Source organism: Antarctobacter aquimaris (assembly GCF_900184945.1).
GTDB lineage: Bacteria > Pseudomonadota > Alphaproteobacteria > Rhodobacterales > Rhodobacteraceae > Maliponia > Maliponia aquimaris.
In genome coordinates, this window is the sequence record NZ_FXYF01000006.1 from 243,653 (window position 1) to 262,601 (window position 18,949).

Below are 18,949 nucleotides of genomic sequence, written 5' to 3' on the forward strand. Positions count from 1 at the left end.
GGGTTCTCACGTTTCCGGCGGAAACATGGGCCCAACCGTCGCCTTCGCCGGCGCGAAAACGACTTACTTGAAACGGTAGTTGATCCGGCCCTTGGTCAGATCGTAGGGGGTCATTTCCACCTGAACCTTGTCGCCTGCAAGAACCCGGATGCGGTTCTTGCGCATCTTGCCTGCCGTGTGCGCGATGATCTCATGGCCGTTTTCAAGCTCGACCCGGAACGTCGCGTTCGGCAGGAGTTCCTTCACGACACCGGGGAATTCGAGCGTATCTTCCTTGGCCATGGTCTCTCCTGAATCGAAAACCGCGCTCCTGGCGCGGCGCGCGGTAATATGAGCCGTAAACGGCGAATTTTCAAGTCACAACTTGTCGCGCCAGCGCCATCGGCCCTGCGCGGTGCCTATCCCAGCGCTCAGCGCAAGGCAACAGTCTCCGGCGCACCGTCCCGGCCCTGCTGGTCATCCCAATGCAGGCGGTTGAGCACGACACCGTCGCGGCGGACCTCTGCGATGGTCTCGATATCGACCTCGGCATAGGTCCAGCCGGGGAGGTTCAGCGCGCCTTCGGCAAAGACGCCCGTCGCCGGAAAGCCGACATCCGGCGGGCCAAAGACCGCGCCGCGCCCGACGCTGACGTCGATCGCCGGACTCCAGTCCGCCGTGCCCACCAGCGAGGACATGACCGCCACGCACTGCGCCTCGAGCGCGCGGGCCGCCGTGCCGATGCGCACCCGCGAATGCCCGGTCAGCGCCTCCGTCACCGACGGCACCAAGAGGATATCCACGTCGCGCAAGGCCCTGCCCAGCAGGGGGAATTCCGAATCGTAGCAGATCAGCACGCCGATCCGGCCCAAGGCCGTGTCGAACACCCGCAAGGGGCCGCCCGCCACCACGCCCCAGGTCTCGCGTTCAAAGCGGGTCATGATCTGCTTGTCCTGCACGCCCATCGCCCCCGAGGGCGCAAAAAGCCGCGCGCGGTTCACCGGGCGCGGCCCGATCTGCGGATCAAAGGTCGGGGCGGAGGCGGCGAGGATATGCACGCCAAAGCGCCGCGCCAGCGCCGCGTGCAGCGCATCGGCCTGCGGCACGAGGTCCGAAACCGCCTTCAGGCTGGCCTCGAGGTCACCGGCCACCTCGCGCCCGGCGAGCGTCGCCAGCTCCATCGCGCCGTACTCGGGGAACACCAGCAGCTGCGCCCCCGCGCCAGCTGCCTCGCTCACCCAGCGGGTGATCTTGTCCTCGTAATCCTGCCAGCTGTCTAGGAAATCCGCCGGGTAAGACGCCGTTGCGATCTTCATCTCATGCCCTCACAATGCTTTGATCCAGAATTGCAGCGGCTTGGTTGTCTGCTGCTCCTGGTCGATGTCCTTCCAGCGGAACTCCGCCACAACGCCCGGCAGAGGCGCATAGCCCCGCTTGCGCCAGAACGGGTCGAGCGGCGCGTAGTCCGCCGGCCGAAGCGGATGATCGGCAAGCCGCACAACCCCGCAGAAACAGACGTGTTTCCGCCCCAGCGCCCGCGCATGCGCCTCGCGCAGGTCAAAGAAGCGGTGGCCAATCCCGTGACCGCGATACTCGGGCAGCAGCACCGACTCGGCGCAGTAGAACACCTCGGCCAGGTCGTAGCCCGCCCCGTCGAACGCCCCGGCGAAATCCTCGGCATGGTCCTCCAGCGGCGTCCCGGTCGCCGCCCCCACCAGCCGCTCGCCGTCAAAGGCCCCCACCAGCACCGCCGCCGCGCTGTCACGGTAGGTCTGGAGATACCTGCGCTCATAGGTGAAGTCGCCGTCGTAGAGGTAGGGAAAGGCACGGAAAACCGCGATCCGCAGCCGCGCCACATCGTCCAGCGCCGCCTCCAGCGCGGCGCCGGTCAGCACCTCCACCCGCATCAGGAAACCTGCCGAATCCAGTCCGCGAGGTTGTAATAGGTCACCACCCGCGTGATCCTGCCGTCCTTCAGGGAAAAGAATGACCCCGCCGGCAGCACGTAGGTCTGCCCATGGGCCTCGGGCAGGCCCGGATCGGTCGCCAGGTAGGTGCCGTTGACCATGAATTCCGCCGCCGCCCGCGTGCCGTCTTCGCTGGCAAAGATCACCATGTCGGTCAGCTCTTCGCGGTAGCAGCGGCTCATGTGCTGGCAGAACGCCTCGAACAGGGCCTTGCCCTCGCGCACCTTGCCCTCGTTCACATGATGCGCCACGTCGTCGGACAGACAGTCCAGAATCCCGGCCACATCGCCAGCATTGAAGGCCGCGAAATACCGCGCCACAACGTTCCTTGCCTCAGACATCATCCCTCCCCGGCTTCTTCTCTCTGAAAATACTCGATCACCCCGACCATGCGTCGCGCAACCGCTTGACCAATTGGTCGCGCGTCTGGCGAAAGGCGTTCAGCTTCTGCTCGCGCGTCTCGCCGATGCCGGTCGGGTCCATGATCGGCCAGTAATCCACCGTCAGGTGGTAGAAGCGCGTCAGTTCCAGCGCGCGGCGCTGCGAGGCCGGTGACAGCGTCACCACAAGGTCAAAGCCCGACAGCGCCTCGCCCATGCGCTCCAGGTCCTCGAAGCTGCGCGAGCGGTGGCGCTCCAATTGCACGCCGATCTCCTTGCAGACGGCGATGGCGAAACCGTCGATCTCTAGGTCGTTCATCACGCCGACCGACTGCACGTAGGCCTCGGTGCCGTATAGCTTTTTCATGATGCCCTCGGCCATGGGCGAGCGTACCGCGTTGTGATCGCAGGCAAACAGCACCGACTGCGGCAGTTGCCCCACCTCAGCCCCCGAAATGCAGCACGCAGACCAGGGTGAACAGGCGCCGCGCCGTCGCGTCGTCCAGGTCCACCTTGCCCTCCAGCCGCTCTTGCAGGATGCGCGCGCCTTCGTTGTGGATGCCGCGCCGGGCCATGTCGATCGTCTCGATCTGGCTGGGCGGCAGCGTCTTGACCGCGTCGAAGTAGGATTTGCAGATCTGAAAGTAGTCCTTGACCACCTGCCGAAAGGGCGACAGCGACAGGTGGAACTCGGCCGCCTTCTCGTGGCTTTCGGTGGTGACGTCAAAGACCAACCGCTTGTCGCGGATCGACAGGCCCACGTGGTAGGGGCCCGGTGGCACCGGGCGATCCTCCCGCGCGGGCAGGACAAAGGAGTTTTCCTCCATCAGGTCGAACATGGCGACACGGCGCTCCTGTTCGATTTCCGGTGTGGGCGGCGGCAGGTTGGCGTCGTCCAGTTCGATGTGCGCGATGCGGGTCATGTACGGCATCCTGAATGTTCGCCTTGGATTAACGCGGGTGGGCCTGCGGGGCAATGGCACCAATGGGCGCATTGGGTCGGGGACGCGGGGTCGGCGTTCGCGGCCATGGCACCACCCGGGGACACGCGCAGCGCGCCTGAGTTGAACAGGTCTCGGATCGCACACGCCGCCGGTCAATCCGGCAGCAGGTCTCGCACCCGTTCGGGCGGCCGGCACAGCCTGACCTCCTTGGGCGAACAGACGATCGGCCGCTCGACCAGTTCGGGGTGCGCCACCATGGCGCCGAGGATCGCCTCCTCGGACACGCCGTCATCCAGCAGGCCCAGCGCGGCGGCCTGCCCTTTCGCGGTGCGCAGCGCCTCGCGCGCGGAGAGGCCCGCAACCGCGAACAGCGCCTGAAGCTGCGGTTTCGTCCAGCCGGTCTTGAGGTAGGGCACCACCACCGGTTCCACCTTCGCCGCGCGGATCACCTCCAGCGCGGCGCGGGATTTCGAACAGTTGGGGTTGTGAAAGATGACGATGGTCATGTCGCCCTCTCAGCGGTTCAGCTTGTCGAGCCGCGCGGTCACGCTCAGCCCGTGCGCCTCGAGGCTTTCGGAGCGCGCCAGCACCTCGGCCGCCGGGCCGATGGCGCGCAGCGCCTCGGGTGTCATCCGCGCCAGCGTCGTGCGCTTGAGGAAATCCATCACGCTCAGACCGGACGAGAACCGCGCCGAGCGGGCCGTCGGCAACACGTGGTTCGGCCCGCCGACATAGTCGCCGATGGCCTCGGGCGTCCATTGGCCGAGGAAGATCGCCCCGGCATGGATGCATTTCGCGGCCAGCGCCTCGGGGTCCGAGACGCACAGTTCCAGGTGCTCGGGCGCGATCCGGTTCGACAGCGCCGCCGCCTCGTCGAGGTCGCGCACCGTGATCACCGCGCCGAAATCGCGCCACGAGACGCTCGCGATGGCGCGCCGTTCCAGCGTCTCAAGCCGCTTGTCGACGGCCGCCGCCACGGCGCGGCCATAGTCGGCATCGGTGCAGATCAGCAACGCCTGCGCGTTCTCGTCGTGTTCCGCCTGGCTCATCAGGTCCAGCGCGATCCAGTCCGGATCGGTCTCGCCGTCGGCGATCACCAGGATTTCGGACGGCCCGGCGATCATGTCGATCCCGACCTTGCCAAAGACCCGCCGCTTGGCCGCCGCGACAAAGGCGTTGCCCGGCCCGGTGATCTTGTCCACCGGTGCAATGCTCTCGGTGCCGTAGGCCAGCGCGGCGATCGCCTGCGCGCCGCCGATGCGATAGATCTCGTCCACCCCGGCGATGCGCGCGGCCAGAAGGACCAGCGGGTTGACCACGCCGCCCGGTGTCGGCACGCAGATCGCCAGCCGTGCGACCCCGGCAACCTTGGCCGGGATGGCGTTCATCAGCACCGAGGACGGGTAGGAGGCCAGCCCGCCGGGCACGTAGAGCCCCGCCGCCGAAACCGCGCCCCAGCGCCAGCCCAGCGTGGCCCCGTCCGGGTCCGTCCATTCGGCATCCTGCGGCATCTGGCGGACATGGTAGGCGCGGATGCGCTCGGCGGCGATCTCCAGCGCCTGCCGCTCCGCATCCGGGACCTGCGCGCAGTGCGCCGCGATCTCGTCCTCGGTGAACCGCAGGCCCTCGGCGGTCAGCTGCAGGCGGTCGAATTTCGCGGTCAGCTCCAGCACGGCGGCATCGCCACGGGTCCGCACATCGGCGATGATCCCGGCAACGACCGCGTCCACATCAGGGCTGTCTTCGCGCTTGGCGCACAGCAGCGCCGTGAAGGCGGCGTCAAAGGCATCGTCGCGGGTGTCGAGAAATTGGGGCATGAGCCTCTCCCTTCGCTGGCCGCTCCCTTAGCGTGCGGCGCGCGAAGGCTCAAGCGGCCGGGGACGGTGGGCGGGGCGATGTCGCGGCCCGTGCAGGGCCGAGACGAGCGCCGCGCCCGTCCAGACCTGCGCTCAGCGGCTGGCCTGGATCGACTCGAGGTATTCCGCCAGCGCCACCAGCTTGCGCGGCGTCGGCGTCTGCTTGCCGTCGCCGCTGTCATAGGGCACCAGGTCGCCTTCCAGCAGCGCCCCGAATTCCGGCATCCCAGGCCCGGCCAGGTCCGACCGCGCATAGCCGTCGATGATCGACATCATCTTGGCGCGCGGAAAGCTGTTGCCGTGCCGCACCTTGATCAGCGTCAGGTCCTTGGGCGCCGTCTTCATCGCCCGCGCCATCGGCCCGTTGCCCTTGGCGTTCTCGCCGTGGCAGACCGCACAGTTCGCCATGAACAGCGCCCGCCCGTCCTGCGGCCCGGGCATCGTCTCGGCCTTTTGGGTGGTCTCGAGGCATCCCGACACTGCCAGCGCCGCGACCAGCCCCATCCCGATCTTCCACATCACAGTTTTCCCGCTCCTGCCTCTGTTTCGCGCTTTCTGCGCTGAAATCCACCCGGCGGCAAGCCGCCCTCAGCCGTCCGAGACCCCGTCCGCCTGAAGGCTCTCGACATAGGTGACCACGTCCAGCAGCCCCTTGGGCGTCATGATGATCTCCCCCTTGGGCGAGCGCCACTCGACCACCGGGCCGGACAGCTGTCGCTCGAACTCGGGCATTGATCCGCGGTGGAACTTGCCGGGGTAGCCATGCACGGTCTCCAGCACCAGCTCGGCCGGAAAGACCCCTCCATGGGCAAGGGTCAGGGCGGTCAGGTCGGGCACCGCGATCGGCAGGTCGCCCGCCGCGATGCCGTCGCCCTGCCCGCTGGCCCCGTGGCAGTGCGCGCAGTTGTCGGCGTAGGCCCGTGCTCCGGGATGCTCCGCCTCCTCGACCGCCGGCCGCAACGGGTTGAACCAGGCCCGGCTGGCATCCTCCTGCTTGGCCCAGAAGGGCGCGCAGGCGGTCGCCGTCACCAGCGCCGCCAGGGCCAAGGTTGTCCTGATCATGTCCTGCTCCTTTCCTTGTCTTGCCTTTCCGTCCGCGCGGGGCGGCCTGTCGCCCCCGGGTCCCGCTCCCGCCTGGAAGGGGTGACAGCCGCCTGCGCCGCAGTCATAGTCGCGCCGAACACTGGAAAGGCCCCTCATGCTTGATCCTGCCACCGCACAGCGCCTGTTGAAAGAGAATTTCGCCCCCTGGGTGCTGGCATTGCATCCGCAGGTGACCGCCATCGGCCCCGAGGCCGCCGTTCTGGAGATCCCGGTGCGCCCCGAGATCGCCCGTGTCGGCGGCATCGTCTGCGGCCAGGCGCTGGCCACGCTGGCAGACACCTCGATGGTCCTTGCCTGCGCCGGGCGGCTGGGCGTCTTCACCCCCGTCGCCACCACGAACCTCGAAACCCGCTTCCTGAGCGTGGCCAAAGGCTCGGCGGTGCGCTGCACCGCGCGGGTGATCAAGGCCGGGCGGGCGCTGATCTTTGCCGAGGCCGAGCTGATCCGCCTGCCCGATGCCGCGCCGGTGGCGGCGGCCTCGGCCACCTTTTTCCTGCCGTCATGAAAGGGCCGGGGATGTCCCATTTCGCGCTGGTGATGCTGCTGTCGGGCGTGGGCATCCCGATCCTCGCCGCGCTGAACGCGGCGCTGGGGGTGCGGCTGGCCTCGCCCGTGGCGGCGACGGTGGTGCTGTTCTGCGTCGCCCTGCTGTCGGTGACGACGGTCTGGCTGGTCACCGGGGCGCGCGGCATGGCGGGGCTGGTCGAGGCGCCGAAACACCTGTTGCTGGGCGGCACGCTGGTGGCCTTCTACGTGTTGTCGGTGACCTTCATCGCGCCCAGGTTCGGCGTCGGCAACGCGGTGTTCTTCGTCCTGCTGGGGCAATTGATCAGCGCGGCGGCGATCGACCACTTCGGGCTGTTCGGCGCGCGCATCTCGCCGCTGAGCCTGACCCGGGCGACCGGCATCGCCGTCATGGCGCTGGGGGTCTGGATCACCCAGCGCGCATAGATCCGAAAACCGGCGCGAGGCCCCGGACCAGGTCCGGGGCGGGTCTCCTCAGTCCGGTCCGCCCGCCAGGTCGCGCAGTTGCTGCCACAGGGCCTCGGGCACCTCGGCACTGGCGGAGGGCACCTTGCGCTGCCCCGGCATCCGCGCGCCCTCATCCTCGGTCACGATCCGGGCCAGTTGCGCAAGACGATCGTAGAAATCGCCCTGCCCCGGGTCGATCAACAGGAAATACTGGCCCAGATCGTGCGGCTTGCCCTCGGGCGCCTTCAGCGGCGTGACCTCGCGGCTGAGGATGCCGCCACCCAGGCAGGCGGCCAGGATCTCGGCCATCAGGCCAAAGCCCCAGCCCTTGTACCCCCCGGCGCTGGTCAGCGATCCGGCCAGCGCGGCCTCCGGGTCCGTCGTCGGAAGGCCCTCGGCGTCCACGGCCCAGCCTTCGGGGATGCGCTCTCCAGCGGCCTTGGCCATGGTGATCCGGCCCAGCGCCACGGTGGTCGTGCTCTGGTCGAACAGCATCGCCACCCCGCCCCGCCCGTCCGGCACGGCAAAGGAGATCGGGTTGGTGCCGATGACCCGCGTCTTGCCGCCCGGGGCCGCGACGATGGGCGAGGCATTGGTCAGCCCCAGCCCAAGCACACCGCCGCGCGCGATCTGATCAGTGAAATAGCCCAGCGCGGTGCAGGTGTGGGCATGGTGCAGGGCCAGGCTGGTCACCCCGGTCTCGCGCGCCGCCTCCAGCGCCTGCGGCAGGGCGGCGGCAAAGGCGGGCTGGGCAAAACCATGGCCGGCATCGACGCGGATCTCGGAGGCGCGGGGACGCTCGATGCTGGGCACCGCGCGGCCATCGACACGTCCGCTGCGCAGCTGCTGGCAGTAGCTTTCGAGGTAGTAGAGCCCGCAGATCCGGTTGCCGCGCGCCTCGGCCCAGGTGATGGCGCGGGCCATTTCGGCGGCGATGGGCGCGTCGGCACCATGGGCCGCCAGCGCGGCTTCGGACAGACGGTGAATTTCGGTGACGGGGATCGTGGGCATGGCGTGTCCTTCCGGGTTTGCACCAGCCTAGGACGGCTTCGCGCAGAGGGAAACCGGTTTGAATATGCCGCCCGCCGTGCCGCTACACCTCTGCCAGCATCCCGGTGTCCAGCCGCACCCGGCGGTCCATCTGCTCGGCCAGTTGCAGGTTGTGCGTGGCGATCAGCGCCGAAAGCCCGGTCTCCCGCACCAAGGTCATGAGCGCGCCAAAGACCCGATCCGAGGTGGTCGGATCGAGGTTGCCGGTCGGCTCGTCCGCCAGCAGCAGGCGCGGCCCGTTGGCCATGGCGCGGCAGAAGGCGACGCGCTGCTGTTCGCCCCCCGACAGCGCGGCGGGCCGATGGTCGGCACGGTCGGCGATGCCGACGCTGTCCAGCAGATTCCGCGCCCGCGCATCGGCCTCGCCCCGCGCTGTGCCGTTGGCCAGCTGCGGCAGCACGATGTTCTCCAGCGCGGTGAACTCTGGCAACAGATGGTGGAACTGGTAGACAAAACCCACGTCGGCGCGGCGTACGGCGGTGCGGCGGCGGTCGGACAAACCCTGCATCGCCACACCGCCGATCTCGACCGCGCCGGCATCCGGCGTGTCGAGCAGGCCGGCGATGTGCAGCAGGGTCGACTTGCCCGCGCCGGAGGGCGCGACCAGCGCCACCACTTCGCCGCGCGCGACGGTCAGGTCAATGCCGCGCAACACGCGGACCTCGCCGGGCAGGCCCTGTTTGTAGGTCTTCTCGATGCCGGTCAGGCGCAGGATCGTTTCCGTCATGTCCGACCTTTCGACTGGGGCGCATCGCCGGCCAAGGGCGCGGGGAAACGGGCTTGCAAGCCCGTTGCAAGGGCCTTGCAAGGCCCTTGGCCCGCCCGGCAGTCCCGTCCCGCGTCATTCATAACGCAGCGCCTCGACCGGGTTCATCCGCGCGGCGCGGCGGGCCGGGAAGATGGTCACGACAAAGCTGAGCCCGAGCGAGAGCGAGACCGCCGAAAGCACGTCCTTCAGGTGCAGTTCGGCGGGCAGCGCGTAGATGCCGCGGATCGACGGATCCCAGACCCCGCCACCGGAGAGGTAGTTCACCGTGGCAAAGATCGGGTCGATGTAGATGGCGAAAAGGCAGCCCAGGATCACCCCGGCGATGGTGCCCAGGATCCCTGTGAAGGCGCCGCAGATGAAGAACACGCGCATCACCGCGCCTTCGGTCAGGCCCATTGTGCGCAGGATGCCGATGTCGCGGCCCTTGTTCTTGACCAGCATGATCAGCCCCGAGACGATGTTCATGGTCGCAATCAGCACCAGCACCGACAGGATGACGAACATCACGTTGTCCTCCACGTCGAGCGCCCTGAGAAAGCCGCCCGAGGCATCCTGCCAGGTCCAGATGATCGCGCCGGGTCCTGCCGCCTGGCCGATCTCCAGCGCGAAATCCTCGACCTGTTCCGGGTCTTTGACGGTGATCTCCAACTCGTCCGCAGCCCCTTCGCGGTTGAAGTAGAGCTGCGCTTCGTCGAGGGGCATGTAGACCCGCGTGCGATCGATATCATAGCGCCCGGCGGTGAAGATATAGGTGACCTCGTAGCCCTTGACCCGCGGCGAGACGCCAAAGGCGGTCTTGACCCCGTTGGGCGAGATCAGCTTGACCTCATCACCCAACCCCACACCGAGGATCTGTGCCACCCCCGAGCCGATGGCGATGCCATCGCCAAAGCGCGCCAGGTCGCCATGCCCGGTCTCCGGGTCGGCGATACGGGGGATGGCGGCCAGATCCGCGGCGGCGATGCCGAAGACCTCGACCCCGGCATTCTGACCATCGGCCGTCGCCATCACCTGGCCCTTGACCAGCGGCGCGACGCGAGTGACGCCGGGCACGGCGCGCACCCGTTCGGCCATGGCGGCATGGTCCGGCAGGGTACGGGTCACGGCGCCGTTCTCGTCCACGCGCTGGACATGGTAGACGGTGACATGGGCATTGGCGCCGAGGATGGTGTCGACGAACTCCGCCCGAAAGCCCGAGCGTACCGCGAGCGTCGCGATCAAGGCAAAGACCGCCAGGGTGATGCCCAGGAGCGAAATCCAGGTCATGACGGACACGCCGCCCTCGGCCCGCTTGGCGCGCAGATAGCGCCAGGCGATCAGCCATTCGAAGGCGGCGAAGGGGGGCGGTTGGCGCGTCATGGCTCTCTTGTCCTGCTCGGGCGGGAAACTGGCCTGTCGGCGCGACAGGGTCAAGCGGTGCCGGGGGCCGATGGCGGATCCGCGCGCGGGGCGGTGGCGGGGGTATGGGTATTTTCGCAGAGAAGAAGCCGCGAGGTGTCCCATGTCCGACTGGTCTTGCCCGGTGGAGGCGCCGATCCGCAGGGCCGAAGCGGTCGCCAAGGCCTGGTGGCGCGGCCGGGCGACCTGGAATTGCGCGCCAAGATCGCCCGCGACACAGGGGTGCAAAATCCCGCGTTGACGGCGCGCGGCGCGCCCGCATAGTGGCGCCATGACCGGACCCCGCTATACCGACCTCGTCGCCTCCCTGCCCGCCAGCGTGCCCTTCGTGGGCCCCGAAGTGCAGGAGCGCGCCCGCAACGCCCCGTTCCGCGCCCGCCTTGGCGCCAACGAGAACGTCTTCGGGCCCTCGCCCTTTGCCATCGCCGCGATGCAGGACGAGGCGGCGGAGGCGTGGAAATACGCCGACCCCTCCCACCTGGACCTGAAGTCGGCGCTGGCCGGACGGCTGGATTGCCGGATCGACAACATCCTGCTGGGCGAGGGGATCGACGGGCTGCTGGGTTACCTGGTGCGGCTGCTGGTGGCGCAGGGGGATGCGGTGGTGACTTCGGATGGGGCCTATCCGACCTTCAACTACCACGTCACCGGCTTTGGCGGGCAGTTGCACAAGGTGCCCTACAAAGGCGACCACGAGGACCTGGGCGCGCTGATCGACAAGGCGCGCGAGGTGGACGCCAAGGTCGTCTACCTGGCCAACCCGGACAATCCGATGGGCAGCTGGCACGGCGCGCGCGCCATCGAGGCCGCGCTGGATGACTTGCCGGACGGCTGCATCCTGGCGCTGGACGAGGCATACGTGGAATTCGCCCCCGAGGGCACCGCGCCGCGGATCGACCCGGAGGACCCGCGCGTGGTCCGCTTTCGCACCTTTTCCAAGGCTTACGGGCTGGCGGGGATGCGGGTGGGCTACGCCATCGCGGCGGCGGACACGATCCGCGCCTTCGACAGGATCCGCAACCATTTCGCCATGTCGCGGCTGGGCCTGGCCGGGGCGCTGGCCGCGCTGGAGGACGAAACCTGGCTGGAGGAGGTGCTGCGGCTGGTCGCGGCCTCGCGCGACGAGATCGGGCGCATCGCCGCCGCCAACGGGCTGACCGCCCTGCCCTCGGCCACCAATTTCGTCGCGGTGGACTGTGGCAGCGACGGGGCCTTTGCCCGGCGGGTGCTGGAGGGGCTGGCGCGCGAAGGTGTCTTTGTGCGGATGCCGTTCGTCGCGCCGCAGGACCGCTGCATCCGGATCAGCGCGGGCCGTCCCGAGGACATGGCGATCCTGTCCGAGGCGCTGCCGGTGGCGCTGGCCATCGCCCGACAGGCGCGCGTGGACTGAGCGGCGTGGGACCGGATTCATCAAATCTTCGGGGTTTCGGGAGATCCTGACCTGACAGGCGGGCAATGTGCGCTATTCTGTCGCATATTGTTCCCCTGCAAGCAGGAGTCCCGCGATGGCCAACCATCCCCCGCAACCGGTCCAGGACTACACCACTGCCAACCTGATCCTGATCTTTGTCAACCTTCTGTGGATCTTCCTTGCGCTGTGGTCGGCCTGGGGTCTTGGCCCGGTGCTGATCCTTGGCGCGTTCCTGAACCACGGGGTCACCCGGATCGAAGCCGCCCGCCGCGCCCATGAACGGCGGTTCGAACGGTTCGGCGGACCGTCCAGCCACGCCTGACGGGCGGGCCTAGAACAGCGCAGACTCCGCGCTGGCCATCGCCTCCACGGTGCCCAGCTGCGCCGAGGCGGGCGGCGCCCCGCGCAATTCGCCACGCAGGGCCAGCAGCGTGCGCCGGTGGTCCGCCTTGTAGGCCACCACGGCCCTGTTGCGCACTGCCGATTGCTTGAGGAACGCCTTCCACGCGGTTTCGGGCAGCGCATGGGCACGGTTCAGGCGCCCGGCCCCGTAGCCCGTGTCATACACCCGTTTTCCCAGCAGCACAGCGGTAAACACCTGGTGCGAGAAGAGATGCGCATGCGGCACGTCCCGCTGGGTCGGCAGCTGGTACTGCCAGAGGTCCAGCAGATGCTCCAGCCGGTCGGAAATCTTCAGCTCGCCGCGGGCGTCGATCCAGTAGGGCGAATCGCTGCGGTTGTTCAGCCGGTAATGCAGGCAGATGAAATCCCGCACTTCGTTGAACAGGTCGTCCGAGAGCTTGTTGTAGGCGGCGCGCGTCGCGTCCTCGTAGTCCTGGCTGGGAAAGCAGTCCAGCAGCCAGCGCAGCCCCAGGTCGATCATGTGGATCGCGGTGGATTCCAGCGGCTCGATGAACCCGCCCGAGAGCCCCAGCGCGATGCAGTTGCCGACCCAGGCGCGGCGCGATCGGCCGATCCGCATGGGGATCACCCGCGGCTCCGACCCCGGTGGGGCGGCGTCACCAAGATGCGCGAGGAATTCGCGCGCGGCCTCTTCGTCGGTGCGATGCGCCGAGGAAAACACGTAGCCGGTGCCGATCCGGTTGAACAACGGCACGGCCCAGCTCCATCCGGCCCCCAGGGCGGTGGATTGGGTCGCGGCGCGGATCTTCGACGGGTCGGGATGCGGGGTCTGCAACGCCAGCGCCCGGTCGTTGCCGAGGTGATCGGAATAGCTGTCGAACGGCTCGCCCAGCGCCTGCTGGATGATCCTGCCGCGGAACCCTGTGCAGTCGATCACCAGCTGGACCGGGTGCCGCCCCTTCGCGCGCAGATGCAGCGCGGCGACCAGCCCCCGGTCGTCCAGTTCCACATCATCGACGTCGTCGAGGATATGCTCGACCCCGCGCGCGGTGCCCGTCTCGCACAGCAGGTCGGCGAACTGCACTGCGTCCAGGTGGTAGGCATAGCCCGCGCGCGGCATCGGATCGTCCGCCGGCCCGCCAAATGAGAAGGGACACTTGTACGCCTCGAACAGCTCCGGCATCGGCGAAAAGGAGGTGACATAATCCCGCCGGCCTGCGCCGTAGGCCTGGAAGTAGTGCCCCGCCTCGATGCCGTCGATCCGCGGCGCCGTGGCAAAGGGGTTCATGTAGCGGATAGGGCGGCCCTTGCGGTCGACGTTCCAGTCATTGAACATCACCCCCATCTTCAACGACGCGTTGCAGCGCCGCATGAAGTCCTGGTCGTCGAGGCCCATCTCGCGCAGCGTGACCGGCATCTGCGGCACCGTCTCCTCGCCCACGCCCACGGTGGGGACGTTGGGCGATTCGATCAGCGTGATCTTGATGCGTGCGGCGATCTTGCTGCGCAGGAAGGTGGCCGCCAGTCAGCCCGCCGTGCCGCCGCCCACGATGGTGATGGATGTGACCGGCTCTCCCATGTCGCACCCTCCCTCACGTCTTGATGTAAGGGAGGCCTACGCGCGTGAGCCCGATTGGCAACCCGCGGGTTCGGTCAGCGCGGGATCAGGTGAAGGCGGGACCATGTACCCAGGTCGTCAGCGAAAAGCGCCGGCCCCGCGTCACCGGTGTGACCCGGTGCAGCACGAAGCTGGGAAACAGCGTGGCGCTGCCGCGCGCCCGCCCCACCGCATCGACCTGCCCGTTGCCGTTCAGGTCCAGCGCGCCGCCGGCGTAGTCGGCCGGCTCGCTGAGTTGCGCGACCAGCGTCAGCTTGCGCTTGGCCGCGAAGGTGCCCGCGCCGATGTCCGTGTGCCAGTCGAAGTGGCTGCCCTCCTCCGCCTCATAGCAGGCCACCTGCGCCCGCTCGGCGAATTCGGTCAGGGCAAAGCCGAAATGCGCGCGGTTCGCCGCCAACACCGTGTCGACGACGCGGCGGAACACCCAGCCGGCCTCGCCCTCCTCGTCCAGCCAGGCGATGCGCGCGACGCGGATGCTTTCGTTCTGCTGCCCGCGCACCAGGCCGGCTTCGGCAAAGTCATGCGCCCGGGCAAGGCGGACTATCTGGTCGCATTCGGCGGCCGAGAACATGGCGTCGCAGGCATAGGGGGTGATCATGGCGGGCTCCGGTGTCCTGAGGTCGCGGCCTTGTGCCAACACGTGGAACGATGCGCCGATCCAGCGCCGACACGCCGGGCAGAAAACGACATCCGTTCAGGGCAAATCGCCTACTTCCGTCATGCCGGGCGGACGGCGCGGGCCGCGGCCCGGATACAGTCCAGCATCAGGCCCTGCGCGCGGGTCGGCATCCAGTCGCTGCGGCAGGTCAGGCCGATGGGCCGCGCGGGCCAGTCGATCCCCGTATCCAGCCGCACCAGCAGGCCGTTGCGCACCTCGGCCTCGGCCTGCTGGGCAGAGATGCAGCCCAAAAGGTCGCTGCGCATCAGCACCTCGCGCATCAGCAGGATCGACCCGCAGTCAAGAATGCTGTCGGGCGGCGGCACCGCGTGGGTGGGGAACAGCGCGTCGAACTGCGCGCGGGACGGGGTGCCGGGACGCGGCACAGCCCAGGGATGGCGCGCCAGCACCTCGAGCGGGATGGCGCGCGCGCCGGCCAGCGGGTGCCCGGGCCGCGCCAGAACCGACAGCGTGTCCTCGAACAAGGGTTCCTGCGTGATGTCCGGCACCGGCAAGGTGTCGCGCAGGGCGCCCAGGATCAGGTCGATGGCGCCGCGCCGCAGCCCCGTCAGCATGTCGGCATAGGGGCCGTCGATCACCGTGACCCGCTGCCGGGGCCGCAGGGCGCGGAACCGCGCCAGCGCCTCGGGCAGCACGACCGAACGCGACAGCGGCAGCGCACCGATGACGATGCGGCCGACCTCGCGGCCTTCGTCCTCGGCCAGGTCCGCCTCGACCTGCTCGATCTCGGAGAACGCCAGCTGTGCGGCCTGTGCCAGGCTGCGGCAGGCCCGCGTCGGCACCGACCCCTGCGAGGTCCGTTCGAACAGCGGCCGCCCGGCCGCCTGCTCCAGCTGGCTGATGGCGCGGTGCACCGTCGGTTGTGCCAGCCCCAGCGCGCGCGCCGCCAGGGTATGGTTCTGTGCCTCGGTCATCGCGATCAGCGCCTGCACCTGCGCGGCGCTGGCGGTGACCGCCAGCCTGGGCGACACTTCGGCCAGCGCCGCGTCGAGCCGGTCCATCGCGCGGCGGAGGCGCACCTCGAACAGCCGCCCTCTCCGGGTCGGGAAAAAACCGTTGCGCCTGCGTTCGAACAGGTCGCCGCCGGCTTCGCGCTCGAGCTTGGCCAAGGCCTGCGTGACCGCCGGCTGCGTCACCCGGCACCGCTCGGCCGCCAGCGTCGGCGAGCGCAGGTCCACCACGGCAAGGAACACGCGGAAATGCCTGAAATTGCGCGAGATCATCTGGGTTCCGGCATCGGTGGCCACGACGGGCGACAGGGGTCGGTATAGCCCCGTCTTATGGCCGCGAAAAGCGCGGATGTCGGCTGGGGAGAGGTGACATGGCGACCCCGGCAGGACGGCAATAAAACCTGTGAAGCAAGAGGGTTAGAGCGCCCAACCGTCGAAACTACCGCCATTGAAATCCTTGGCGAATATGGGCTTTTGCCCAACCGGAAACAGACGGGGCTGGCAGCATGAAGACGCTCATCAGCCGCACACCCGTCAGCTCCGCCGCCCCCTTCGACTTCGATGCGGTCAAGCTGCACCTGCGCGTGGACTTTGACGATGACGACACGTTGATACAAGACATGGCCTGGACGGCTGCGGCAGAGCTGGAACAGTTTGCCCAGCTTGCCCTGCTGACCCAGACCGTGCGCGTGGTGGTCTTCGACCCCGGCACCGATCTGGACTGGCGCTTGCCTGTCGGTCCCGTGGCCGATGACGCGGCCGTGACCATCGCGGCGGACGGCGCGTCCTTCACGGACTTCACGCTGGTCGGCGGTACGCGCGCCATGATCCGCTTGGGCGACAGCTTCCTGACGCTTCTGCCTGACCGCCTGACGATTGAATACCCGGCAGGCTTTGGGGATGCCGCGACCGACATACCCCGCGATCTGGCGCAAGCGATCATGGATCAGACAGCGCTGCACTACGACAGCAGGGGCCCGACCGACTTCAAGAGCCTGACGACCTCGCCGCACCTTGCGCGCATCGCAGCGCGCTACCGTGGGGTGCAGGGATGAGTGGCAAATGGCGACAGGAATGGGCGGCGGCCGTGCGAACGGCCCGTGATCTGTCCATGACAGCGAAGATGCTGGCGCAGGTTCTTGCCCTGGACTTTGCCAATCGTGACACTGGTCAGTGCAACCCTTCGCGGCAGACTCTGGCGGACCACATGGGCGTGTCAGAGGCCACCGTCAAGCGCGCTCTGGCCGACCTGATCAGCGCCGGATGGCTTGGCAAGACGGGCGTCACAGCACGCAAGCGAACCGCCAGCTATGCTTTCCTCAGCCCCGGTAAAGTGGTCGCGTTTGGTCAACGACCGCAGGATAACGCGGGTCACAAACGACCCGCGACCGCACCGGGAACGCGGGTCAAATCTGCACCGAACGCGGGTCATATCTGCACCGCGCCATATAGAGGCAGGAACCAAGTAAAGAACCAGAGCGCGTGCCCGACCGCATCTGAGCAAGACTGCCCCGTTCGGCAGGTGTTCGAGATCGCCCCCGGATCGCATCGGCACGTTGCCTGGGACGGTTGGCTGGCGGCTCACGGCTGGCCGGTGCTGGCCGAGCTTGGCGACCGGGTCAGGCAGAGAAAGTGCGCGGGATGGCTGATGCCGTCCGCCATGCCCCCGGATGACGCTGACAGCATCGGACAGCAAGTCGCTGTTCGTTTCCTGACCTGGGCAACGACCCCGCAACCGAAGGCGGCGCGGGCATGACCGAGGTGGCGAAGCAGACCGGGAAGGCACCCCGCGCGTGGAGGGCGGCCGATGGCTCGAAACTCCCGCCGAAGCCCGAGCGCGCGCCTGTCATCGCGGCCGCGCATCAGCCCGACCTCTTTGCATCTGGTCCCAATGCCGCAACTTTGTTGCGAGGGGGTAACCGTCACCCTGAGTTGGGAATTTTCGCGCCCGGTGGGGAGCTGGAATCTGCGGCCCCGGCCGAGAAAGCTATGCGCTGGATGCAAGGCTTGTGCATCCCGGAAGGTCCGAACGCGGGCCAGCCGGTGACGCTGGCCCCGTTCCAGCGGCGTTTCATCGAAGGCGCCCTTGCCCCTGACACCGCCGCCGCCGTTCTCAGCATCGGGCGCGGCAATGGCAAGTCCGCGATCACGGCCGGGCTGGGCCTGGGTGGGCTGCTGGGCATCTGGGACCGCCAGCCGCGCCGCGAGATCATCGCCGCCGCCAGGACGCGGGACCAAGGCCGGATCATCTGGGACTTCGTGGCAGGCTACTGCCAGTCGCTTCCCCTCGAGGTGCAACGGCACCTGATCTTTCGCCGCGCGCCGCGCCTGGAGATCGAATATACCGGCGATGGCGGCGGGCATGTGCTGCGCGTGGTGGCGGCGGACGGCAAGTCCGCCCTGGGCGGCGCGCCGACCATCGTCATCCTGGACGAGCGCGGGCACTGGGCGCTGGATCGCGGCGACGAGTTGGAACACGCGCTGTTGTCCGGTCTGGGCAAACGCGGCGGCCGCGCCTTCCTGATCAGCACGTCCGCCAGCGACGACACCCACCCTTTCAGCCGCTGGATCGACGATCCGGCCCCCGGAACCTACGTGCAGGAACACCGGCCGGCCCCCGGTCTGCCGGCGGATGACCGGGACTCGCTTCTCATCGCCAATCCGGGCGCGCCGCACGGCATCGGCGGGAGCCTGGAATGGCTCGAGGCACAGGCACAGCGGGCGATTGCGCGCGGCGGCTCGAGCCTGTCCACCTTCCGCCTCTACAACCGCAACGAACGGATCAGCGGCGAGTCGCGGGACCTGCTGATCACCCTGGACGAATGGCTGGCCTGCGAAGTCTCCGAGCTTCCGCCGCGCGAGGGCGGCGTGGTGATCGGGATCGACCTGGGCGGCTCTGCCAGCATGACCGCCGCCGCCTTCTACTGGCCCGCGACCGGACGGCTCGAGGCCCTGGGCACCTTCCCCAGCTCCCCCAGCCTGCTGGACCGTGGGCAGGCCGATGGCGTGGCCGGGCGCTATGTCGAGATGCAGGAGCGCGGCGAACTGACCACGCTGGGCGACAAGACCGTTCCCGTGGCCCCGTGGCTGGTCGAGGTGCTGCGCCACGTCGAGGGCCAAGGGGTTACCTGCATTATTGCCGACCGCTACAAGCAAGCGGAGCTGGGTGAAGCGATCACGCGGGCGGGCATTCGGGCACCCGTGGTTTGGCGCAGCACAGTGTGGAAAGAGTCAAACGAGGACTGCGAGCGTTTTCGCCGCGCCGCCTTCGACGGACTGGTGAAAGCCAAGCCCTCGCTGCTGCTGCGCTCTGCCTTCGCGGATGCGGTCTGCATTCGCGATGCCTCGAACAATATCAAACTGGCCAAGGCCCGATCCACCGGTTGCATTGACGCTGTACAGGCATCGGTGATCGCCGTTGCCCAGGGCGCGCGGATCGCCGCGCAGCCGGTGCGCAAGGCGAGAATGCTATGGGCCTGAGGAAGGAACACCAGAGGTTCAGCCGCAAG

23 protein-coding genes are annotated in these 18,949 nt (G+C 68.3%); 7 read left to right on the forward strand and 16 right to left on the reverse strand.

All coding sequences use genetic code 11. The annotated features are described in order from the left end of the window. Positions 1-63: 63 nt before the first annotated feature. From infA to MAA8898_RS12955, 10 genes are all read right to left on the reverse strand, one after another. Positions 64-282 (reverse strand): translation initiation factor IF-1, encoded by a 219-nt coding sequence (gene infA / locus MAA8898_RS12910; protein WP_005978431.1) that lies wholly within the window; start codon positions 280-282, stop codon positions 64-66. 128 nt (positions 283-410) lie between these two features. Continuing rightward, positions 411-1,295 (reverse strand): carbon-nitrogen hydrolase family protein, encoded by an 885-nt coding sequence (locus MAA8898_RS12915; protein WP_094021433.1) that lies wholly within the window; start codon positions 1,293-1,295, stop codon positions 411-413. A 9-nt stretch (positions 1,296-1,304) separates the two neighbouring features. Beyond that, a complete protein-coding gene (locus MAA8898_RS12920; RefSeq protein WP_094021434.1) occupies positions 1,305-1,886 on the reverse strand; it encodes a GNAT family N-acetyltransferase in 582 nt (193 codons plus the stop codon). Beyond that, on the reverse strand, positions 1,886-2,287 hold the full coding sequence (locus MAA8898_RS12925; RefSeq protein ID WP_094021522.1) for a ketosteroid isomerase-related protein: 402 nt from the start codon (positions 2,285-2,287) through the stop codon (positions 1,886-1,888). The genes MAA8898_RS12920 and MAA8898_RS12925 overlap by 1 nt, the downstream gene beginning before the upstream one ends. A gap of 37 nt (positions 2,288-2,324) precedes the next feature. Continuing rightward, a complete protein-coding gene (locus tag MAA8898_RS12930) occupies positions 2,325-2,768 on the reverse strand; it encodes an arsenate-mycothiol transferase ArsC (RefSeq protein ID WP_094021435.1) in 444 nt (147 codons plus the stop codon). Position 2,769: 1 nt separating this feature from the next. Further along, a complete protein-coding gene (locus MAA8898_RS12935; protein WP_094021436.1) occupies positions 2,770-3,249 on the reverse strand; it encodes a UPF0262 family protein in 480 nt (159 codons plus the stop codon). A 173-nt stretch (positions 3,250-3,422) separates the two neighbouring features. Continuing rightward, the gene (gene arsC / locus MAA8898_RS12940) at positions 3,423-3,776 is read right to left on the reverse strand and encodes an arsenate reductase (glutaredoxin) (protein ID WP_094021437.1); all 354 of its coding nucleotides are present in this window, start codon (positions 3,774-3,776) and stop codon (positions 3,423-3,425) included. A gap of 9 nt (positions 3,777-3,785) precedes the next feature. Continuing rightward, the gene (gene hisD, locus MAA8898_RS12945) at positions 3,786-5,087 is read right to left on the reverse strand and encodes a histidinol dehydrogenase (RefSeq protein ID WP_094021438.1); all 1,302 of its coding nucleotides are present in this window, start codon (positions 5,085-5,087) and stop codon (positions 3,786-3,788) included. Between the two features lie 132 nt (positions 5,088-5,219). Next, positions 5,220-5,645 (reverse strand): c-type cytochrome, encoded by a 426-nt coding sequence (locus MAA8898_RS12950; protein ID WP_245853403.1) that lies wholly within the window; start codon positions 5,643-5,645, stop codon positions 5,220-5,222. Between the two features lie 69 nt (positions 5,646-5,714). After that, positions 5,715-6,188 (reverse strand): c-type cytochrome, encoded by a 474-nt coding sequence (locus MAA8898_RS12955; protein WP_094021439.1) that lies wholly within the window; start codon positions 6,186-6,188, stop codon positions 5,715-5,717. 136 nt (positions 6,189-6,324) lie between these two features. Between MAA8898_RS12955 and MAA8898_RS12960 the strand changes: the two genes are divergently transcribed. Both MAA8898_RS12960 and MAA8898_RS12965 read left to right on the forward strand, forming a co-directional pair. Next, entirely contained in the window at positions 6,325-6,735 is a 411-nt protein-coding gene (locus tag MAA8898_RS12960) for a PaaI family thioesterase (protein WP_094021440.1), read from the forward strand. 11 nt (positions 6,736-6,746) lie between these two features. Beyond that, a complete protein-coding gene (locus MAA8898_RS12965; protein ID WP_094021441.1) occupies positions 6,747-7,181 on the forward strand; it encodes a DMT family transporter in 435 nt (144 codons plus the stop codon). Positions 7,182-7,229: 48 nt separating this feature from the next. Here the strand turns inward: MAA8898_RS12965 and MAA8898_RS12970 are convergent, their stop codons facing one another. The 3 genes from MAA8898_RS12970 to MAA8898_RS12980 all read right to left on the reverse strand — a co-directional run bounded on the left by MAA8898_RS12970 (position 7,230) and on the right by MAA8898_RS12980 (position 10,380). Next, the gene (locus tag MAA8898_RS12970) at positions 7,230-8,213 is read right to left on the reverse strand and encodes an Ldh family oxidoreductase (RefSeq protein WP_094021442.1); all 984 of its coding nucleotides are present in this window, start codon (positions 8,211-8,213) and stop codon (positions 7,230-7,232) included. Between the two features lie 82 nt (positions 8,214-8,295). After that, a complete protein-coding gene (locus tag MAA8898_RS12975) occupies positions 8,296-8,979 on the reverse strand; it encodes an ABC transporter ATP-binding protein (protein ID WP_094021443.1) in 684 nt (227 codons plus the stop codon). Positions 8,980-9,093: 114 nt separating this feature from the next. Next, entirely contained in the window at positions 9,094-10,380 is a 1,287-nt protein-coding gene (locus MAA8898_RS12980; RefSeq protein WP_094021444.1) for a lipoprotein-releasing ABC transporter permease subunit, read from the reverse strand. Positions 10,381-10,690: 310 nt separating this feature from the next. On the opposite strand from MAA8898_RS12980, the gene MAA8898_RS12985 reads away from it, so the two are divergent. After that, positions 10,691-11,809: a pyridoxal phosphate-dependent aminotransferase gene (locus tag MAA8898_RS12985; protein WP_094021445.1), complete on the forward strand. Its 1,119-nt coding sequence runs from the start codon at positions 10,691-10,693 to the stop codon at positions 11,807-11,809. A 115-nt stretch (positions 11,810-11,924) separates the two neighbouring features. Next, positions 11,925-12,152 carry a tumor necrosis factor receptor family protein gene (locus tag MAA8898_RS12990; RefSeq protein ID WP_094021446.1) on the forward strand — a complete coding sequence of 76 codons (228 nt, stop codon included), beginning with the start codon at positions 11,925-11,927 and terminating at the stop codon, positions 12,150-12,152. A gap of 9 nt (positions 12,153-12,161) precedes the next feature. Here MAA8898_RS12990 and MAA8898_RS12995 read toward each other — a convergent pair whose 3' ends face one another. From MAA8898_RS12995 to MAA8898_RS13005, 3 genes are all read right to left on the reverse strand, one after another. Next, positions 12,162-13,718: a tryptophan halogenase family protein gene (locus MAA8898_RS12995; protein WP_281252877.1), complete on the reverse strand. Its 1,557-nt coding sequence runs from the start codon at positions 13,716-13,718 to the stop codon at positions 12,162-12,164. Between the two features lie 139 nt (positions 13,719-13,857). Next, on the reverse strand, positions 13,858-14,409 hold the full coding sequence (locus MAA8898_RS13000) for a 2OG-Fe(II) oxygenase (protein ID WP_094021447.1): 552 nt from the start codon (positions 14,407-14,409) through the stop codon (positions 13,858-13,860). Positions 14,410-14,528: 119 nt separating this feature from the next. Next, positions 14,529-15,737 carry a LysR family transcriptional regulator gene (locus tag MAA8898_RS13005; protein ID WP_245853404.1) on the reverse strand — a complete coding sequence of 403 codons (1,209 nt, stop codon included), beginning with the start codon at positions 15,735-15,737 and terminating at the stop codon, positions 14,529-14,531. Between the two features lie 209 nt (positions 15,738-15,946). Here MAA8898_RS13005 and MAA8898_RS13010 point away from each other — a divergent pair, with 209 nt between their 5' ends. From MAA8898_RS13010 to MAA8898_RS13020, 3 genes are read left to right on the forward strand one after another with little or no spacing between them, the layout of a single operon-like run. Then, positions 15,947-16,495, forward strand: coding sequence for a head-tail connector protein (locus tag MAA8898_RS13010; RefSeq protein WP_094021449.1), 549 nt, complete (start codon positions 15,947-15,949; stop codon positions 16,493-16,495). Between the two features lie 56 nt (positions 16,496-16,551). Beyond that, entirely contained in the window at positions 16,552-17,196 is a 645-nt protein-coding gene (locus MAA8898_RS13015) for a helix-turn-helix domain-containing protein (RefSeq protein WP_176445151.1), read from the forward strand. Then, the gene (locus MAA8898_RS13020) at positions 17,193-18,920 is read left to right on the forward strand and encodes a terminase large subunit domain-containing protein (protein ID WP_141194847.1); all 1,728 of its coding nucleotides are present in this window, start codon (positions 17,193-17,195) and stop codon (positions 18,918-18,920) included. Before MAA8898_RS13015 ends, MAA8898_RS13020 begins: the two co-directional genes overlap by 4 nt. The last annotated feature ends 29 nt before the right edge of the window (positions 18,921-18,949 follow it).

Excerpts from the sequence above, each read along its gene's own strand:
- infA (WP_005978431.1), bottom strand. The coding sequence starts at position 282 with ATGGCCAAGGAAGATACGCTCGAATTCCCCGGTGTCGTGAAGGAACTC.
- MAA8898_RS12915 (WP_094021433.1), bottom strand. The coding sequence starts at position 1,295 with ATGAAGATCGCAACGGCGTCTTACCCGGCGGATTTCCTAGACAGCTGG.
- MAA8898_RS12920 (WP_094021434.1), bottom strand. The coding sequence starts at position 1,886 with ATGCGGGTGGAGGTGCTGACCGGCGCCGCGCTGGAGGCGGCGCTGGAC.
- MAA8898_RS12925 (WP_094021522.1), bottom strand. The coding sequence starts at position 2,287 with ATGTCTGAGGCAAGGAACGTTGTGGCGCGGTATTTCGCGGCCTTCAAT.
- MAA8898_RS12935 (WP_094021436.1), bottom strand. The coding sequence starts at position 3,249 with ATGACCCGCATCGCGCACATCGAACTGGACGACGCCAACCTGCCGCCG.
- arsC (WP_094021437.1), bottom strand. The coding sequence starts at position 3,776 with ATGACCATCGTCATCTTTCACAACCCCAACTGTTCGAAATCCCGCGCC.
- hisD (WP_094021438.1), bottom strand. The coding sequence starts at position 5,087 with ATGCCCCAATTTCTCGACACCCGCGACGATGCCTTTGACGCCGCCTTC.
- MAA8898_RS12950 (WP_245853403.1), bottom strand. The coding sequence starts at position 5,645 with ATGTGGAAGATCGGGATGGGGCTGGTCGCGGCGCTGGCAGTGTCGGGA.
- MAA8898_RS12955 (WP_094021439.1), bottom strand. The coding sequence starts at position 6,188 with ATGATCAGGACAACCTTGGCCCTGGCGGCGCTGGTGACGGCGACCGCC.
- MAA8898_RS12960 (WP_094021440.1), top strand. The coding sequence starts at position 6,325 with ATGCTTGATCCTGCCACCGCACAGCGCCTGTTGAAAGAGAATTTCGCC.
- MAA8898_RS12965 (WP_094021441.1), top strand. The coding sequence starts at position 6,747 with ATGTCCCATTTCGCGCTGGTGATGCTGCTGTCGGGCGTGGGCATCCCG.
- MAA8898_RS12970 (WP_094021442.1), bottom strand. The coding sequence starts at position 8,213 with ATGCCCACGATCCCCGTCACCGAAATTCACCGTCTGTCCGAAGCCGCG.
- MAA8898_RS12975 (WP_094021443.1), bottom strand. The coding sequence starts at position 8,979 with ATGACGGAAACGATCCTGCGCCTGACCGGCATCGAGAAGACCTACAAA.
- MAA8898_RS12980 (WP_094021444.1), bottom strand. The coding sequence starts at position 10,380 with ATGACGCGCCAACCGCCCCCCTTCGCCGCCTTCGAATGGCTGATCGCC.
- MAA8898_RS12985 (WP_094021445.1), top strand. The coding sequence starts at position 10,691 with ATGACCGGACCCCGCTATACCGACCTCGTCGCCTCCCTGCCCGCCAGC.
- MAA8898_RS12990 (WP_094021446.1), top strand. The coding sequence starts at position 11,925 with ATGGCCAACCATCCCCCGCAACCGGTCCAGGACTACACCACTGCCAAC.
- MAA8898_RS13000 (WP_094021447.1), bottom strand. The coding sequence starts at position 14,409 with ATGATCACCCCCTATGCCTGCGACGCCATGTTCTCGGCCGCCGAATGC.
- MAA8898_RS13010 (WP_094021449.1), top strand. The coding sequence starts at position 15,947 with ATGAAGACGCTCATCAGCCGCACACCCGTCAGCTCCGCCGCCCCCTTC.
- MAA8898_RS13015 (WP_176445151.1), top strand. The coding sequence starts at position 16,552 with ATGACAGCGAAGATGCTGGCGCAGGTTCTTGCCCTGGACTTTGCCAAT.
- MAA8898_RS13020 (WP_141194847.1), top strand. The coding sequence starts at position 17,193 with ATGACCGAGGTGGCGAAGCAGACCGGGAAGGCACCCCGCGCGTGGAGG.